This is a genomic window from Streptococcus sp. 27098_8_186 (assembly GCF_041432055.1).
Classification (GTDB): domain Bacteria; phylum Bacillota; class Bacilli; order Lactobacillales; family Streptococcaceae; genus Streptococcus; species Streptococcus dentalis.
This window is the reverse complement of record NZ_JAPVYV010000014.1, coordinates 1-19219: the sequence shown is the minus strand read 5'-3', so window position 1 is coordinate 19219 and position 19219 is coordinate 1. Positions and strand designations below refer to the sequence as shown.

The 19219-nt window shown below is 40.8% G+C and carries 14 protein-coding genes and 1 pseudogene; 4 read left to right on the top strand and 11 right to left on the bottom strand.

Translation table 11 applies throughout. The features are described 5' to 3' along the window. Positions 1–55 precede the first annotated feature (55 nt). The 4 genes from O3602_RS09755 to O3602_RS09740 all read right to left on the bottom strand — a co-directional run bounded on the left by O3602_RS09755 (position 56) and on the right by O3602_RS09740 (position 3817). The gene (locus O3602_RS09755; protein ID WP_371611609.1) at positions 56–1393 is read right to left on the bottom strand and encodes a PFL family protein; all 1338 of its coding nucleotides are present in this window, start codon (positions 1391–1393) and stop codon (positions 56–58) included. An 18-nt stretch (positions 1394–1411) separates the two neighbouring features. Next, positions 1412–1678 (bottom strand): ACT domain-containing protein, encoded by a 267-nt coding sequence (locus O3602_RS09750; protein WP_003004214.1) that lies wholly within the window; start codon positions 1676–1678, stop codon positions 1412–1414. 282 nt (positions 1679–1960) lie between these two features. Continuing rightward, positions 1961–3082, bottom strand: a complete 1122-nt coding sequence (locus tag O3602_RS09745) for a VanZ family protein (protein ID WP_371611608.1) — start codon at positions 3080–3082, stop codon at positions 1961–1963. A gap of 144 nt (positions 3083–3226) precedes the next feature. Further along, positions 3227–3817, bottom strand: a complete 591-nt coding sequence (locus O3602_RS09740) for a rhomboid family intramembrane serine protease (protein ID WP_371611607.1) — start codon at positions 3815–3817, stop codon at positions 3227–3229. Between the two features lie 317 nt (positions 3818–4134). Here O3602_RS09740 and O3602_RS09735 point away from each other — a divergent pair, with 317 nt between their 5' ends. Next, positions 4135–4338 (top strand): CsbD family protein, encoded by a 204-nt coding sequence (locus tag O3602_RS09735; RefSeq protein WP_003014014.1) that lies wholly within the window; start codon positions 4135–4137, stop codon positions 4336–4338. Between the two features lie 767 nt (positions 4339–5105). Here the strand turns inward: O3602_RS09735 and O3602_RS09730 are convergent. The 6 genes from O3602_RS09730 to rlmB all read right to left on the bottom strand — a co-directional run bounded on the left by O3602_RS09730 (position 5106) and on the right by rlmB (position 13060). After that, positions 5106–9218 (bottom strand): Spy0128 family protein, encoded by a 4113-nt coding sequence (locus O3602_RS09730; protein WP_371611606.1) that lies wholly within the window; start codon positions 9216–9218, stop codon positions 5106–5108. Between the two features lie 698 nt (positions 9219–9916). Further along, positions 9917–10309, bottom strand: a complete 393-nt coding sequence (rpsI, locus tag O3602_RS09725; RefSeq protein WP_000075969.1) for a 30S ribosomal protein S9 — start codon at positions 10307–10309, stop codon at positions 9917–9919. Between the two features lie 18 nt (positions 10310–10327). After that, positions 10328–10774 (bottom strand): 50S ribosomal protein L13, encoded by a 447-nt coding sequence (gene rplM, locus O3602_RS09720; protein ID WP_002876943.1) that lies wholly within the window; start codon positions 10772–10774, stop codon positions 10328–10330. A gap of 152 nt (positions 10775–10926) precedes the next feature. Next, positions 10927–11790 (bottom strand): DegV family protein, encoded by an 864-nt coding sequence (locus O3602_RS09715; RefSeq protein ID WP_320910936.1) that lies wholly within the window; start codon positions 11788–11790, stop codon positions 10927–10929. After that, entirely contained in the window at positions 11790–12302 is a 513-nt protein-coding gene (locus O3602_RS09710) for an NYN domain-containing protein (RefSeq protein ID WP_320910937.1), read from the bottom strand. The genes O3602_RS09715 and O3602_RS09710 overlap by 1 nt, the downstream gene beginning before the upstream one ends. 29 nt (positions 12303–12331) lie before the next feature. Then, positions 12332–13060, bottom strand: coding sequence for a 23S rRNA (guanosine(2251)-2'-O)-methyltransferase RlmB (gene rlmB / locus O3602_RS09705; RefSeq protein WP_320910938.1), 729 nt, complete (start codon positions 13058–13060; stop codon positions 12332–12334). Between the two features lie 96 nt (positions 13061–13156). Between rlmB and O3602_RS09700 the strand changes: the two genes are divergently transcribed. Further along, positions 13157–14119, top strand: a complete 963-nt coding sequence (locus tag O3602_RS09700) for an aromatic acid exporter family protein (protein WP_155127349.1) — start codon at positions 13157–13159, stop codon at positions 14117–14119. A 413-nt stretch (positions 14120–14532) separates the two neighbouring features. Beyond that, positions 14533–16557 (top strand): family 16 glycosylhydrolase, encoded by a 2025-nt coding sequence (locus O3602_RS09695; RefSeq protein WP_371611605.1) that lies wholly within the window; start codon positions 14533–14535, stop codon positions 16555–16557. A gap of 55 nt (positions 16558–16612) precedes the next feature. Here O3602_RS09695 and O3602_RS09690 read toward each other — a convergent pair. Further along, positions 16613–17595, bottom strand: a pseudogene (locus O3602_RS09690) (transposase); the annotation flags it as partial. Between the two features lie 576 nt (positions 17596–18171). Here O3602_RS09690 and O3602_RS09685 point away from each other — a divergent pair. Continuing rightward, on the top strand, positions 18172–19219 hold a 1048-nt coding region (locus O3602_RS09685), incomplete at its 3' end, for a family 16 glycosylhydrolase (RefSeq protein ID WP_371611604.1).

The window sequence follows — 19219 nt, the reverse complement described above, 5'->3', positions numbered from 1 at the left end:
CTGGAGTTTCATCATCACAGACTTTTCTATATTCTACTATTATACTAGATTTCTCTTAGTTTTTAAAGCTATGAACCGGAGCTGGAATTTGACCACCACGGGCAATGAAATCAGCTGACGAAGCTTTGTTGACCTTCATCACTGGAGCAGATCCAAGAAGTCCACCGAGCTCTAACATATCGCCTTCCTTGCCATAAGGAATGATCCGAACGGCTGTTGTCTTTTGGTTGATCACCCCGATAGCTGCTTCGTCGGCGATCATGGCCGCAATGGTTGTATCTGGAGTATCAGCTGGGATGGCAATCATATCTAGACCGACGGAGCAGATAGCTGTCATGGCTTCCAATTTTTCCAAGTTGATATGACCGGATTGAACCGCCGCAATCATCCCTTCGTCTTCTGAGACCGGAATGAAGGCACCTGACAAACCACCGACTTGGTTACAAGCCATGATCCCGCCTTTTTTCACTTGGTCATTGAGCAAAGCTAGTGCTGCTGTTGTTCCGTGGGTTCCTACTACTTCAAGCCCCATGGCTTCAAGGACACGGGCAACCGAATCCCCAACAGCTGGTGTTGGCGCGAGAGACAAGTCTACAATCCCAAACTCAACACCGAGACGTTCACTAGCCATTTGACCCACTAATTGCCCAACACGGGTAATCTTGAAAGCTGTCTTCTTGACTGTTTCAGCCAATACATCAAAGCTAGCGCCTGGAACTTTTTCGATCGCCCGTTGGACGACACCTGGTCCTGAAACCCCAACGTTAATGACAACATCCGCTTCACCGACACCGTGGAAGGCACCCGCCATAAAGGGATTATCTTCTACCGCATTAGCAAAGACCACAAGCTTACCAGGCCCCATTGGATCTGCTTGGGATGCTTCTTTAATGATACGACCCATATCTCGGACAGCGGTCATATTGATCCCCGTCTTAGTGGAACCAATATTAACAGAAGAGCAGACAAAATCCGTCTCCGCAAGGGCGCGAGGAATCGAATTAATGAGGATTTCATCCCCTTTTTGGTAGCCTTTTTGAACAAGGGCTGAGAAGCCACCGATAAAGTTGATCCCAACTTCTTTGGCCGCACGATCCAGCGCCTTGGCAAAGGGTACATAATCTGTCGCATTGGTTGCCGCCCCGATAATGGAAATCGGAGTGACCGAAACCCGCTTATTCACAATGGGAATGCCAAGTTCTGCCGCAATCTCATCCCCCACAGCCACTAAGTCCTTGGCCTTTGTCACAATCTTATGGTAGACTTTTTCTGCTGCCTTTTCGATATCCGGATCAATACAATCGAGAAGCGAAATCCCCATGGTGATAGTCCGAACATCGAAGTTCTGCTCCTCAATCATGGCAATGGTTTCTGTTACCTGTTTAATGTCCATAAATTCTCAACCCCTATCTTACAAATTGTGCATGGCATCAAAAATCGCTGCGCTTTGGATATTGATTTTTACATGCAGAGACTGACCGAATTCTTCCAACTCTGAACGGAGCTGTGTGAAATCTTTTTTCTCATCTGACGATACAACTGCCATCATGGTAAAGTATTCATCCAATACGGTTTGAGAGATATCATCGATATTGAGTCCTAATTCTGCTACTTTCGTTGCAACACCCGCTACGATTCCTTTTTGGTCTTTACCAACGACTGTAATAATTGCTTTCATTTCACTGCTCCATTCTATCTATTTGCTTCCATTGTAGCACAATCCCCTTAAAATCGCCCTTCTCAACTGGGAAGGTTCGGATATTTTTACGTGTATAAAAAATAAAGAGGCTGGGACAAAAGTCCTAGCCTCTTTATTGTTTTTGGATTGTCGAGCAAGACGCAGTGGTTGCGTGGGCTCTACTACGCTGATTTCATCAGCTTTTACAGCCCTACTCAACTGTGCGGAGGTGAGACGACGAAATCGAATTCTAACGAATTACCGATTTCTGTCCCACTCTCTCTATTTTGACGATTCAGTTTCATCTTTTAAGAGCTCTTTCTTCACGCGCACCGTACTCTCATACTCAGCCCCAGCTAGACGGTCAAAGAGAAAGCGACGATTGAGCAAGATAATGGCAAGAGTGAGAATCAGGTACAATAAAACCACAAAGAAGAGCAATAAAATCATGGACAGGGTTAAGAGAGAATTGTCCGTCAAATCGCTATTCAAGAGCGAAATCAAATAGAACAACCCTTGAGGAATCAGGTAGAAATAACCTACTACCAGGATTCCCCGCCAGATGGTGCGAAGCCATTTTTGCTTGTCAAAATGCAAGCGGAATTTCAACAAAGCCATTCCCAAGGTTTTGCCACGCCACAAGGGAATCAAGCCAAAATAAACAGCCAAAACCGCTACATAAGGAATCGTCTCTAAACGCTCGATTACCGCGTAAAGCAAGGATAGCATCACAAAGTCGATCAAGAAGGCAAGACCCATCCGGAAACCAGATACTCTGGTTCCTACTCGGAAAGAATGTTCGTCAATTTCGTCTCGTGTCGGCAATAACCAAACCAGGAACCAACCAAGCAGATAACCCACTCCACCACCAGTGGTATTTTGAATAATATCATCGACATCTGCCAGGCGGTAAGGGCCCGGATACATAAAATAGAGACCTGATAACTGGGTCAGCTCCAAAAAGAGACTAAAGAGGGCTGTCAGGAGAATCGTTTTCTTAAAGCCACACTTGAAATAATAACGTAGATACATCCCAAAAGGAATCAGCATCAGAACATTAAAGGCTGGCACATAAAAAGTCGGATGCTTAAGGGCTTGAATCCAAGTACCAGTCTGCGCTAAATCAAAGGGGCTCTCCTTGAAAAAATCCACCACAAAAGCAAAGGGATGGAGATTGACCATTTCCGAGTAGCTAGTATGAATCTTACTTGGATCCGGCAGAGGCAAGATCACCAACAGATAGACCGTCATCAAGTAAAGCATAAAAGAATAGAAAATCAGCACCCGCAATTTATTGACCGAACCATATTTTCGATAATTCAAAATCATGTAGGGCAAGGTCAGCAAAAATGCCAGGAAAGGGAAGAGCTGAACCGCCGTTTTAATAGTAGAGATATACCCCATTGTGTCTCCTTTTTTTCGTTATAAAATCACCCTTTGCACAATGACAAAAGGTGATTTCTTCATTGATATAGAATATTATACGGCCTGGTAGAGGAAGAGTCAAGGAAGTACGATGAAAACCTTACTGAGGAGCTGTCTTAATAGTTAGCTCCTTCCCTTCAAGCCTTTACTTCCGATAAAGACCAATAGATAACTCACAATCCCTGAAAGATGCAATAGCGTTGAGATCCATCCGGTAATTGCTGGTAAGAGCATGAGGCCAGATAGAAAAATTAAGAATAGATAAAGCCATTTTACGGTACGTGAGAACTCTTTCCACACGTTTGGCAGGAGCATAACCCCTCCGGTTACAAAGGCGTATCCTACAGCAGAGATCCCTGTTGCCTGAATGTCTTGCTCCTGGGTTAAAAGGTGAAAAACGATGGAAGAGAGGACTGTCGCCGTCACAAAAACGAGCAAGACTTGTCTGGAGCCTCTTTTTCTTTCTAGCAGTCCTCCGAAGGGAAGGATCATGAGTCCATTTAACAACAAATGGACCCATAAAAACCAGACAGGGGCTCCTTTACTGCCATGCATCAAGGTCCCACTGACATATTGCCAAGCATAGACTGGCTTCGAATGAAAGGCCAACAGGTCATACATAGCATCCCCATAAAAGGAAGTCAATAGACCGAGCAACAAACAGATTAGAGCTAAAGTACTGATAACCGGGTAGATTGTGAGGATTCTTTTCATGTTTATCTTCTCTTTTTCAAAAAATAGCGTTACGATGTTTCCATTCACGACCATTATACCATTTATTTCATTGGAGACAGAAAAGTTTTTGCTTCTTTCGTTTCAAATCTTTGCTGGAAAAACGAAATATCGTGACTTATTAGTCGGTCATTATTCGTGACCGGAAAGCGATCCTGTTTTTTAGCCGTAGCAAAAATTTGACTTTCCATTTTAAAAAGAATATACTCATTCTAATCTGAGACAAATATTTTTTATTTTTTTAAATCAACAGTATTGTATTCAGAGAAATAAACGACTAACTTCATGGAGGTGACGCTATGTCATTAGAAGAAAAATTGAACCAAGTAAAAGGCTCTGTTAAAGAAGGCTTTGGTAAATTAACCGGCGATACAAAAACAGAAGCTGAAGGCACTGCTGAAAAAGTTGCTTCAAAAGCAAAAGAAGTTGCTGAAGATGCAAAAGAAGCTGTTGAAGGAGCGATCAAGGGCGTTAAAAATATCTTTCATAAAGACGACAAATAGTCTTTAACATCCTAGACCCACTCTATTTTCTACAGTCATGTTTGACCGTGGAAGATAGGGTGGTTTTTTATTTGCTTCAAATTCAGTTATACAAAAAGAACACCCCCGAAGGGTGTTCTTTGTCATGTTTGTTATTCTATTGAATGGACGTAGGACTCTGACATTTAGAAGTCCATCTTTGCTTATATGGTAACTTACTAGATCAGCTATCAAACAGGTAGGTGGAGTTAGCCCAATTAAAATTTTTCTCATACATTTCCCTTACTGTGTACCTTAAATCCTCACTGCATAAAAACTTACACTTCTCTCTGATACAGTCTATTCAGTCTATCGAAATTGACGATTTTGTAAAATATCACCAATCTTTGCAGGCCCAAATTTGGTTAGATCATCTATTGATGTTATACTTTAATATCCTCTCCAAGAAAAAAGCACTGCTTTAATTATTTCCTATTATAGCATAAAAAACGAACCATTTTTGGTGCATTTAGAATGCATACAAACCTTCTCAAAAATAGTAATATCGCAGCTTTAGATATTTGACGACTACACGATGAAACTCTGATAAGTACTGCTATTATGTGGTTTTCCATCGTTTTAAAATGTTTAAGCGAAACAAAAAAAGACATCCAAGAGAGTTCTCTTGAATGTCTATAAACGTTGATATATCTCTATTAATCAAAGATTAGAAACCTGTATAATATAGATTTTCAAATATGAACATCCATTTTTGACTCTTTAATTAATTTATAGGGATCATATCAACTTTAATCTTCAACTTTTTTGCGTTTCACAATCCCCACAAGACCAACCATACCAAATGCAGCACCTAACAATACAGCAGATGCTGATTGTACTTCACCAGTTTCAGGGAGTGCCGGAGCTGGTGGCGTTGGTGATGTTGGCGGTGTTGGCGGTGTTGGTGGTGTTGGTGGTGTTGGTGGTGTTGGTGGTGTTGGCGGTGTTGGTGGCGTTGGCGGTGTTGGCGGTGTTGGCGGTGTTGGCGGCGTTGGCGGTGTTGGCGGTGTTGGCGGTGTTGGCGGAATAACAGTATTGTTAAACTCTGTATCTTCTGGTAACTGAGTCGTCGCTGTCAACACTTTACCATCTTTCTTCACTGTGATACTTACAGTAGCGATCATGTGATCAAAAATGACACCAGCTTCAGTACCTTTCACTTCTTCTACATGATAAACATAAGTACCTTCTTCACCACGTTTAAATGTAAGAGGTGAAAATTGGATCTTACCATCCGCATTATTCGTTACTGTTTCGATCACATTTCCTTTTTCATCCTTAAGAACAAAGCTGAATTCACCAGCCTTCAATTCACGACCTTCCAATTTCTTGGTGAAGTTGAACTGTGCTTTAACTGGAGCTACAAAGTAATTATTGAAAATTGTGTCATCAGCACCAGTTGCTTCCCCACCTGTTGAAGTCATTTCAGTCTTAGCACTCAAAAGACCTGTAGTAGTGTCTTTCGTAACAGTTACTTTAACTGTGGTAGTCATGCTATCGTAATCAATATCTGTATCTGTTCCTGCTACTTCACGAACAGTGTAGGTGTGAGTCCCCTCTTTATCATATGAAATAGCATCAAACTGAATCGTTCCGTCAGCCGCATTCTTCTTTGTTTGAATCACATTGCCATTTTCAAGTAATTCAAAGGTAAAGGCATCAGCTTCAAGGGATTTACCTTCCAATTTCTTAGTGAAATTGAATTGGGCACTTGTCGCTGTCGGTGTGAAGGTATTATTGAACTCGGTATCCGTTGGAAGGGCTTTGGTCGCTGTAAGAGTATGGCCATCTTTCGTGACAGTCACTGTCACCTCTGCCTTCATTGGGTCATAGGCCATTCCTGCTTCTGAGCCAGCGACTTCCTCTACGGTGTACTTATGAATACCTACTTCATTGTTCTTGTAAGTGAGCGCATCAAAGGCTACTTTACCATCGGCATCATTGGTCTTCGTTTGAAGAACCCTACCATTCTCATCTTTCAAAACGAAGCTGAATTCTCCATCTTTTAGGGTACGTCCTGCTAAGACTTTACTGAAGTCAAATTGCGCTGTCACTGGAGCTACCGCATAGTTGTTAAACTCGCTATCCGCTGGCATTGTAACATTGGCTGTCAGGACACCTGTGGCTACGTTCTTAGTGACGTTAACAGTCACTTCTGCGTTCATTGTATCATAGTCAATGTCTGTATCTGTTCCTGCCACTTCACGAACAGTGTAGGTGTGAGTCCCTTCTTTATCATATGAAATAGCATCAAACTGAATCGTTCCGTCAGCCGCATTCTTCTTTGTTTGAATCACATTGCCATTTTCAAGTAATTCAAAGGTAAAGGCATCAGCTTCAAGGGATTTACCTTCCAATTTCTTAGTGAAATTAAATTGGGCACTTGTCGCTGTCGGTGTGAAGGTATTATTGAACTCGATATCCATTGGAAGGGCTTTGGTCGCTGTAAGAGTATGGCCATCTTTCGTTACAGTCACTGCCACCTCTGCCTTCATTGGGTCATAGGTCATTCCGGCTTCTGAACCAGCGACTTCCTCTACGGTGTACTTATGAACACCAACTTCATTATTCTTATACATTAGTGCATCGAAGGCAACTTTACCATCGGCGTCATTCTTTTTCGTTTGAAGAACTCTACCATTCTCATCTTTTAAGACGAAGCTGAATTCACCATCTTTTAGGGTACGTCCTGCAAGAGCTTTACTAAAGTCAAATTGTGCTGTTACTGGCGCTACAACATGGTTATTGAAAGTTATGTCATCAGTACCAGTTGCTTCACCACCTGTCGAATTTATCTCTGTTTTCGCAGTTAACTGGCCTGAATCCTCATCTTTTGTGACAGTCACCTTCACTGCAATGGTCATATCATCGTAGTCTACATCAGTTTTGTCACCTTTCACTTCTTTTACAGTATAGTTGTAGACACCCACTTGATCGAATGACAATTCGCTGAAATTAATTTTCCCATCAGCCTTGTTGGTCACAGTTTCATTCACATTATTATCACCAGTTATCGTAAAGCTGAAATCACCTGCATTCAAATTGCCATTCGAAAGCGCTTTATTGAATTCCAGGTTTACTTTAACAGGAGATGGTGTGAAGGTATTGTTGAACTCGGTATCAGCTGGCATAGTTGTTTGAGCTACGTAGGAATCACCGTTATCATTTACCGTGATGGTCACTTCAGCTTTCATCCTATCGTAATTGATACCAGTCAGCGTTCCTGGAGTCTCTTCAACTGTGTAGTGGTAAACACCAGCATGGTTAAATAACTGTGGAATGAAAGTAATATGACCGAAACTATCATTCGTTTGAGAATCAACCACTTGACCTGTTTGATCAATTAAATTAAAAGTGAATTCTCCAGCTTTCAGCTTTCTTCCATCCAATTGTTTTGTAAATGATAAATCAACCCTTGCTGGTTTCTTTGCTTTCGTCGCAGATCCAGATCCATCGGCCTTAAAGGCAAAAGTAGCCTGATAGCTCTGTTCCTCTCCACTGTTGTAAGTAATTTTAATATCATTTCCATGCTGTTGTTGGAGCTCTTCATTTGTATTTGGAACTTGCTTCAGCCTAGTCATATAACGAACGTAAACCAATTCATTCAATTGTGCTATCTTAAACGAAAATCCATTTGAACTTTCTTTAATATTCTCTAGCAATTGAATCGCATTCCCTTTAGATACCCACGGCGAAATTGATTGAACCTTTTCAGCTCTCAGAGCTTTTCCATTCCACAAATCTACATGGTCGGAAGGAATATCCGTCGCATGCCCCAACCTCCATGTTGCTTTTGTATTTGCATCAAATTCATTTAATACTGGATCCCCATCCTGAACCAACTCTTGATCATCTGGTAGAGTATCAATCAATTGGTAATTTGTTAAAATTTGTGGTGCTACTAGGCTTCCAGAATTAAGACGAATAGTCCATCGAATTAATTCTGGATGTCCAGTAACTGCTTCTCCGTACTTTGTAACCTTTGTTTTTTCTGCTGGTACTGGTGCAGTCTCTGGCCCCACTGTTACTGTAATTTTTCGACCGCTAAAATTAAGCTCTGTTGGAACACTTGGTTTAACATATGATTTCCATCCCGTACTAAACGTTAAAGTAAATTGTTTCGAAATCTTATTTTTCTCAAAGTAATCTGTAAAAGTTGTAACTACTTTATTTTTGACTGAATCAAGAAAAGCATTTCCGATAACTTCTCCACTTGGTCCAGTCACATCATAATGAAGACTTGTAGGAATTCTGATTGCGTCTGGAATATCCACAACAATTTTATCATTTTGTTTAATTTCTAATTCATCAGGCAGTTCCATATGTAGCACAGTTTCGGCTGGAGCATATAAACTATTACCATTTGGAAAATTTACCTCAACGTTTGGGTTTTGAACTGTAATCGTATCACCTGTTTTAACGAATGTTGTTGCACTATCTTCAGTTAACGAAGACACCTCTCTTTTAGAACGCACTCGTTTTACTGAAGATTGAGCTTCCACACTTTCCTCCCCACCTAGAACAGACTCAGAGTTGCTTGTATGAATTGTTGAAGACACGGGAGTAGATTCAGTCGGTATAGGACTTTCATCAGTAGTTGCTACAGTATCACTTTGTGAATTCTCGTTTTTCTCTATTTTCGTTAAGTCGCTTTTTTCACTATCATCTTGTTGAATTTTATCAACTCTGGTATCATTACTTTCCGCCACGATTGAACTTTGTACTTCAACTGTATCCTTCATCTCATCAGCAAAAACAGTTCCACCAGCAAAAAATAATGTCGATAATAAAACAGAAGCAACTCCGATAGAATACTTTCGGATAGAAAAACGTTCTTTTGTTTCAAAAAAATTGTGTCTCATTGCGCAGCTCCTTTAATTATAGTCACTATATTATTTCCTTGATTATAGCACTACGTAAAGATAATTGCAAATATTTTATAACAACTAATAATCTAATAGAAACGGGGGCCATTGACAGAATTATTAATTTATAGCCAACATTTATAAGAAATCCTGACAAAATATAAGAATCCCTTAAATCTCTATTTCAACTAATGTACCAGCAATAATTTCTTATATAAAAGGAAGTAGCAAATAAGTGTCGTCTATCAATATCCATCATATTCTATTTTCAAAAGTTCAGTTATCCTCATATAAAAACATAAGAAAATCAAATCATTTTAAGATGATGATCATATAACCTGTCAATTAAAAATTAGACGTAATTAACTCCATCAAATTGCAGCCCTATTTGCAAGTAGCTGAAGCCACAACAACTACATCAACTGTCACAATTTACTATGAATATACAAAAAGAACACCCCGAAAGGTGCTCTTTGTAAGTATAGTAATTCTTTCGAATTAACGTTTTGAGTGCAGTGGTTGCCATCCAATCAAACATCGCTTCGCTTGTTTTCTTGGGGCAACTGTGCATAGCATATCTCTACGCGACTAGAGTCGCTAGAGCTATCCTAATTGCGCACCGCCAGTTCTTATAGAAAAAAACACCTTGCAAAATGCAAAGTGTTTTCGTTTGTATTCTGCTGTCCAGCAACGAATTAACGTTTAGAGAACTGGCTAGCTTTACGAGCTTTCTTAAGACCTGGTTTCTTACGTTCAACTTTACGTGAGTCACGTGTAAGAAGTCCTGCGCGTTTCAATGAATCGCGGAAGTCTGGGTCTACTTGAAGAAGGGCACGAGCGATACCGTGACGGATAGCTCCTGCTTGACCAGCGTAACCACCACCTACAACGTTAACGAAAACGTCGTATGAACCTACAGTTGAAGTAACTGCGAATGGTTGGTTGATGACCAAACGAAGATCAGCGTGTGGGATGTACTCTTCAACATCTTTTTTGTTAACAGTGATTTTACCAGTTCCTGGAACAAGGCGAACGCGTGCAACAGCGTTTTTACGACGTCCAGTACCTGCATATTGTGCTTGTGACATACTTTATTGTTCCTTTCCTTAGATAAGTCCTGAAATATCAAGAACTTCTGGTTGTTGTGCAGCGTGAGTGTGCTCAGCTCCAACAAATACTTTCAATTTCATACCTTGAGCGCGGCCAAGAGTATTGTGTGGAAGCATACCTTTAACTGATTTTTCGATCAAACGTACTGCATTTTTAGAACGAAGTTCACCAGCAGAGATTGATTTCAATCCACCTGGGTGGTTTGAGTGAGTGTAGTAGATCTTATCAGTTGCTTTTTTACCAGTCAATTTAACTTTTTCAGCATTGATAACGATTACGAAGTCACCTGTATCAGTGTGAGGTGTGAATGTTGGTTTGTTTTTTCCGCGAAGCACGCTAGCAACAACTGCTGAAAGGCGTCCAAGAGGTACATCAGTTGCGTCAACAACGTACCATTTGCGTTCTACTTGGCCTGGTTTAGCCATGAATGTAGTTTTGTTCATGATTTCTCCTATATGAATGTCGTTTTTGTTTACAGGGCGGATGTTCCGGTCCGCGAGTTATTTGAAAGGTTCCGGGGCCTTACAAATGGGGTAAACAATACCGCCTACTATTGTATCAAAATTCTAAGATAAAAGTCAACCGATTTGGAAAATTATTTACGATTTTCTTTTCCAATGACAAATCCGATCAAGGCATTCGGGCCGACGTGAGCTGAAATAACTGGTCCAAGAGGCATCACAAGGACTTCATCGATGCCTTCAAGCGCAAGCATTTCTTCCTTCAGTACTTCGGCTCCTTCTAGATCGTTGGTATAAGATACCAAGGCTGTACCTTCACCGATATCTGCTTTGATCAGCTCCAGTAATTCCCGGACAGCTTTTTTGCGTCCCCGAACCTTGCTAATTGGCACTAATTTCCCTTCCGCATCAATCCAGAGAATGGGTTTGATGCTGGCCAAACTTCCCATGATCGCGGCACTTTTTGAGAGACGGCCTCCACGCATGAGGTGGTAGAGGTCATCGACGAGGAAATAAGTCCGCAGTTTTGGCGCTAAGTCCATGATTTCTTCCTTGGCTTCTGCTAATGAACGGCCTGCATCACGCGCAGCTACTGATCGCATAACCAGGTAGCCCTCTCCAATCCCAGCCGCCTTCGGATCGACAATCTCGATCACGGCTTCCGGGTAGTCTTCTAAAACCAGGTCTCGTGCCATGATTGCACTCTGATAAGTCCCAGATAAGACCGATGAAAAGGCTACATAAAGCAGGTCTTTCCCTTCTTTGGCAAATTGTTCAAAGGTTTCCTGAAATTGGCCCACATTGACCTGACTGGTTGTAGGTTTGGCCCCATTTTTCATGGCTTCTAAAAGCTCAGGACTGGTCAATTGACCTTGGCCTACTGTCTGGTAAACCGTCCCATCTAACTCAATGGTCAATCCAAGAATGGTCACCTGGTGTTCCTTGGCCCAGTTCTGATCTAAATCTGCGGTCGAATCGGTTAAAATAGCAAATGTCATTACTTGTCTCCCATCATTTCTTGTAATTGTCGCAATACTTCGTGATCGAGCGGTCGCATGGGTGGTTTTTGATCGTTCACCACTCGCTGCGCATGATTGAGATTCCCTTTGACAACTGCGACCCGTTTTTCTAACTCTCTGGCAGATACCCGAAGGGCCCCTTGAGCAAAGACGGTCCATTGCTCATTTAAGTCACTGGTCGCTACCGATACTTGGTGGAGGGGCGTGTTAAGCTCTGCCGCCAAGCGCTCGATATAGTCATCTGCCGTCTCATCCTCGCCGGTAAAGACCACCTGAACATTGAACTCCTCATAGGTCTGTCGCACTCCTGGCATATACTGGGCATCAAAGACACAGATGACTTCGATCCCTTCAAAGCTAGCATAGTGGCTCAGCTTTTGCAGAAGGATGTTGCGGGCTGCATCGAGCTCACTTTTTTGAAAGAGCTGGCGGGTCTCCTGCCAAAAGGCAATCATATTATAGCCGTCAACCAATAAGATTTTTCGTTTCATATCATTGCCTTTCTACTATTATAGTATAGTTATAGTCGGTTGCGAAAGACCTCATACATGAGAATGGCTGCTGCCACACTGGCATTGAGGCTTTGAACATGGCCATTCATGGGAATGGTGATCATCTCATCAACTTGTTTTTTGATATTGGCTGAGATCCCTTTTCCTTCATTACCAATGATCAAGGCTAACTTGCCAGCCGTATTCCACTGATGCGATGGCGTGCCGTTCATGTCGGTCCCAAAGATCCAGAAGCCTTCTTCTTTTAGCTTGTCTAAGGTTTGGCTAAGATTGGTCACACGCGCAATGGGAATGTGTTCCACTGCTCCGGTAGAAGTTTTAGAAACCACTGGGGTTACCCCAACCGCCCGGTGCTTAGGAATGATGACTCCTGAGACATTGGTCGCATCAGCTGTCCGTAAGATAGATCCAAGATTGTGCGGATCTGTTAAGCCATCGAGAATCAATAAAAGAGGGTTCTCTTCTTTGGCTGTCTGTTTCAGAATCGCTGCCAAGTCTGTGTAAGCAAAGGCTGCCACACGGAGAACAAAGCCTTGGTGAACAGCTCCTTCCGTCATTTCCTGCAGGGTTTTCTTTGGCGTCCAAGAAATCGACACTTTTTTCTCAGCTGCTAAGGCCTTGATCTTGTCGACATTTTTTCCTCGAAGGTCTTCTTGAATATATAATTTATTGCCTGTATTGGCTTGTAAAGCCTCGGTGACTGCGTGGACACCGTATACGATATCGTTTTTTTCCATAGAACTAGTATACCATAAGAAAGGAGGATGAGGCCAATTCATGATATAATGAAATGAAATCTATCTCAGCGAAACCAATAAAATAGAAAGGAAGCCATGCCTCTTTTTCAACGAACCATCAAGCTCACCTTGGCCACCTGTTTAGCAGCTGCCCTTGCTTATGCTCTGGGCTTGACCTATGCCATCTCAGCTGGCATCATTGCCATCTTGAGTATCTCTGATACGCGTCGCAGTACCATCAAGCAGGCCTACCAGCGCTTTATGTCGACCTTGTTGGCCCTTGCTATCGGAAGTCTCGCCTTTTCCTTTTTAGGGTTCAACCTCTGGGCATTGGGAGTCTTTATCGCTCTCTATGTTCCTGGTGCCTTTCTATTGGGCTGGCAAATCGGCATCACGCCAAGTACGGTGCTGGTCACCCATCTCTTAATTGAGCAGTCTACTTCCTGGGGACTCTTGCTCAATGAACTTGCTCTCTTTTTAATTGGGACCAGCTTTGCCTTGCTGGCCAATCTCTATATGCCCTCTAACCAGGGAGCAATCGATCACTACCACGATGTTGTCGAAGACCAACTGAAAAAGATCCTTGGTCGTTTTGCGGAATTACTTGGTAAAGGGGATGGTCGCAATGATGCTCGCTTGATCAAGGAATTGGACGGTATCCTAAAGGACGCTTTGAAGCTAGTTTATCTGGACCATTCCAACCACCTCTTTCACCAAACCAACTACCATATTCACTACTTTGAAATGCGCAAGCGGCAAAATGATATCCTGCGGGATATGGCAGAAAACGTCAACCGTTGTCTGTTAGCTGCGAGTGAAAGCATAATCCTTGCTCAACTTTTTAAGAAGACGGCCCAACAGTTAAGTCAGGAAAATCCTGCCCAAGATCTTCTAGATGATATTAGTCAGTATTTGGCGATCTTTCGCGAACGCCCTCTTCCCAAGACCCGTGAAGAATTTGAAACACGCGCCACCTTGCTCCAGTTGTTAAGAGACTTAGAAAATTTCATCCAGATCAAGGTTGATTTTTACCAACAATTTCATCAGGAGACAGAATAGATGAATACAAAAAATATAACGACAATCAAATACAGCTCTTTATCAACTGTATTGAGTTGATGAAAAATGACAAGCTGGAGAGGACAAAAATGCTTCTCTCCTCTTTTGTTGTTCAAAGCGATGAGGCTATTCGTAACTTTGAATGGTTGCATTGATAAGAAAGTTTCAGTGCATTCATATTCTTATCCTAAAATTTTAAAAACAAATAATTGAAAATTACATTTCTTTATGGTAGAATAAGAAAGTATTCGATAATACGTAGTGATATATTTTTACAATAATATAAATAAGATATTTTTCATAAACATATACACAACAGTAACGTATTATAGAAAACAATTTTTGAAAATTGTTTTGCAGATTTTTATCTGAAAGATCCTTCAAAACTACAATATAAAATAGGAGTACTACGCATGGCAAATATGCCTACTAAACACAAATCGTTTCGTGTAGGATTGAACTTTTTAGGAGTAGCTACAATTCTGTGCACTAGTTTTTTAGCTTCATCTGGTACAGTAAATGCTGATTCTAGCGTAAGTAATGAATCAACAAACAAACCTTTACCAATCACTTCACCCGACATCGATCCTAACACTTATAAATTGACATGGTACGATGAATTCAATGGTACATCACTTGACCAATCAAAATGGGCCTATGCCTATTCAAGTTTTGACACTGCTGCAAGAACTCAAATGCACAATACTGATAATCCGGAAAACGTTTCAGTGTCCGATGGAGTTCTGCATCTAACAGCGCTTTACTCACCAACACGACAAAGGTGGAACTCAGCTACTAAACAAATGGAAACTATTCCAAGAACAAATACCAGAAAAGACAAAGACGGGAATGTAGAAGTATACCCTGCACCGTTTACATCTGGAGCCATTAATACTTTTAATGACAAAGGTAAAGTAAAAGCATCTTTTAAAGGTGATTTCTATGCTGAAGCTCGTATCAAATTACCAATGAGTGAATCATCATGGTCCTCTTTCTGGTTAACTGGTACGAATCACAAGGACTGGCCTGGTAATGGTGAAATCGACGTCTTTGAATCAAAAGGATATGATCCAAGCGTTCTACAAGCCAATACCCATACACCTAAATCAGAGGGAGCTAGAAATAGCAAACAAACCCAAAGGCAAATTTCTAATAATGGAGATACACAGTCTGACTTCCACACATACGGAGTCTTAAAGACTAAGGATAGTGTCAACTTCTATTATGATGGAGAGCTTAAGGGAACTGTTCTAATGAAGGACATTAAGGACCCAAATCCATTAGCTGATCCTGAAAATGGTATGACTTTACGTCTAAGTCATATGGTTGGTGGTTCATTCCTAAAAGACGGAACGCCTGGCGGCCGTGACTACACTGATGCTACTCAACATATCGACAGTTACCGTGATGGTTCTCGTTCAGATATGCTTGTAGATTATGTACGCGTATGGCAGCCAATTTCCACGGAAGAAACAACAACTACAACTACTTCTACAACTGAAGAGCCTACAACTACTTCAACTACAACAACGACTGAAGAGCCTACGACTACTTCAACCACAACAACAACTGAAGAGCCTACGACTACTTCAACCACAACAACGACTGAAGAGCCTACAACTACTTCAACTACAACAACAACAGAAGAGCCTACGACTACTTCAACTACAACAACAGAAGAGCCTACGACTACTTCAACTACAACAACAGAAGAGCCTACGACTACTTCAACCACAACTACAACTGAAGAGCCTACAACTACTTCAACTACAACAACGACTGAAGAGCCTACAACTACTTCAACTACAACAACAGAAGAGCCTACGACTACTTCAACTACAACAACGACTGAAGAGCCTACAACTACTTCAACTACAACAACAGAAGAGCCTACGACTACTTCAACCACAACTACAACTGAAGAGCCTACAACTACTTCAACTACAACAACGACTGAAGAGCCTACAACTACTTCAACTACAACAACGACTGAAGAGCCTACGACTACTTCAACCACAACTACAACTGAAGAAACATCAGAAAACCCTGGAACTACAGAAAACTCTGGAACGCCAGAAAATCCTGCAACACCAGAAAATCCTGCAACACCAGAAAATCCTGCAACACCAGAAAATCCTGCAACACCAGAAAATCCTGCAACGCCAGAAAATCCTGCAACGCCAGAAAATCCTGCAACGCCAGAAAATCCTGGAACACCAGAAAATCAAGGTAGCAAAGATGATTGGAATTCCCCTACAACCCAAGAAGCACTTCAAAATAGTAATGAAGAAAGCCTAGCCCAATCATCAGGAAACGGTGGAGGTCACAAATCACTTCTTCCAAGTACCGGTGAAGTTGTAGCAACTGGCCTTGTATTCTCAGGAGTACTTACATTAGTAGGTGCAGTCTCTTTGAAACGTAAATCATCTCGTAAATAAACAATAAATACTAGATAAAATGACTCTTTGTCAACTGTAGTAGGTTGATAAGACGTTACAAAAAGGAGAGAACCAAAATGGTTCTCTCCTTTTTGATGTTCAAAGCGATGAGGATTCTAGTTTTGAAGTTTTCAAAGTTCCGGAAGCCAAAAGCATTGCGCTTGATGACCTTAATGAGGTTATTAGTAGCCTCTAGTTTTGCATTTGAGTATGGCAGTTCCAGTGCGTTTATGATCTTGTCCTTATCTTTCAAAAAGGTCTTAAAAACAGTTTGAAAAATAGGATTTACACAAGAAATCGCTTCTTCAATAAGATCAAAGAAATGGTTAGCTTGTTTCTCTTGAAAATGAAAGTGTAATAGTTGATAGAGGTCGTAGTGCTGTCTAAGTTCTTGAGAGTATGAAAGCAGCTTTTCTAGAACCTCTTTATTGGTCAAGTGTGAGCGAAAAGTAGGGCGATAAAAACGTTTATCGCTGAGTTTACGACTATCCTGTTGAATGAGTTTCCAGTAACGTTTCAGTACCTTATATTCGTGCGATTTCCGATCAAACTGATTCATGATTTGGATGCGAAGACGGTTCATAGCACGACTTAGATGTTGTACAATGTGAAAACGATCCAGAACGATTTTAGCGTTTGGGAGTGAAACAGTCTGGGGGACTGTTTCAGCCTGAGCCTTGAAATTCGAAAGCGAAGTTTTCTGGCAATATCGTAGTATGGGTTAAACATATCCATGGTAATGACTTTCACTCGACTTCTCACCTGTCTAGAATAGCGAAGGAAATGATTGCGAATAATTACTTGAGTCCGCCCATCCAGAATAGCTACGATCTTTCTGGAATTAAAATCCTGTGCAATGAAACTCATCAACCCTTTCTTGAAGCTGTATTCATCCCAAGACATGTGAGTTAGAAGGAAAGATAAATCTGTCTTGAATTTGAATTCTTTCAATTTACGAATGACTGTTGAAGTAGAGACAGACAGACTTTCTGCGATAGCTGTCATAAGAATCTTTCCAATGATGGTTTGGTCACTTTTCATTATAGGTCTTATGGGACTTTTCTTTTTGCTATTCTTTTTATAACCCTTAATTAAATTACATAGAAATGATCTTGCCCGTCATTAATGTAATACACCACTTCTTTTTTTTGTATATATGATATAATTTTATTAGAAAAATCAAATTATTTAACAATTATTATTAACTAATAATTGAAAATATCTTTAATTATGATAAAATGAGTAGAGAGTATAGTTTTAATTTATATTAAGTAGTATATATTTATTTTAAACCTTCTCTTAAATGAATTTATCATTTAAAAATTTGAAAATAGGAGGATATTTATGAAAAATATTCCTAGTAAGTACAAAAAACTTAGGATAGGACTAATCATTTTAGGTGCCAGCACTATTTTAAGTAGCAACTTTTTTACTTCAATAAATACAGCCTACGCTGAGTCCGGTAAAGATAGTGAATTACCTAAGTATACATTGCCTGAAGGAGTACCTACTAATTACAACGTGTTATGGAATGATGAGTTTAACGGAAATGAGTTAGACCAAACAAAATGGGGTTATCTGTATTCTTCTTTCGATACTAGGGCTAAAACTCAAATGCATTTTACTGATAAACCAGAAAATGTTTCAGTATCTGATGGTGTCTTGCATCTTACAGCTCGCTACTCACCAACGCGCGAAAAATGGAATTCAGAAACAAACCAAATGGAAACCGTCCCTCGAACAAACACGAGATTGGATAAAAATGGTAAGGTTATAGAAGAATATCCTGCTCCATTCACATCTGGCGCAATCCAAACCGTGGATTCTAAGGGCAATGTTAAGGTAGCATTTAAGGGTGATTATTATGCTGAAGCTCGTGTCAAATTGCCTATGAGTGAGTCTTCCTGGTCAGCATTCTGGATGTTTGGCACAAAGTTTCCCGATTGGCCTGCTAGTGGTGAAATTGATATCCTAGAATCTAAAGGGTATGATCCGAATTACTTACAAGCTAATGTTCATTCACCGTTTAAAGTTAATGCTGATTATAGTCAACAGAACGCAAAGCGTATCCCTAATAATGGTGACACACAAACTGATTTTCATACATATGGCGTCTTAAAACAAAGTGACAAAATGACATTTTTTTATGACGGTAAGCAATTTCACACAGTTGATTATAATAAACTGAATGTAAAAACTCCTTTTGTAGACCCAGACAACACAATGGCTCTTCGATTTACTCATATTGTTGGAGGATCATTTCTTAAAGATGGAAAAAATAGTCCACGTGACTTCACCGATGCTACTAAACATATTGATAGTTATCTAGACGGTTCGCGTTCTGATATGCTTGTGGATTATGTACGCGTTTGGCAACCTAAAGAACCAACAACTGAAGAGACAACTACGACTACTTCTACAACAACTGAAGAGCCGACTACAACTACTTCAACTACAACAACTGAAGAGCCGACTACAACTACTTCAACTACAACAACTGAAGAGCCTACTACGACTACTTCTACAACTACAACAACTGAAGAGCCTACAACTACTTCTACAACTACAACAACTGAAGAGCCTACAACTACTTCTACAACTACAACAACAACTGAAGAGCCTACGACTACTTCAACCACAACTACAACTGAAGAGCCTACAA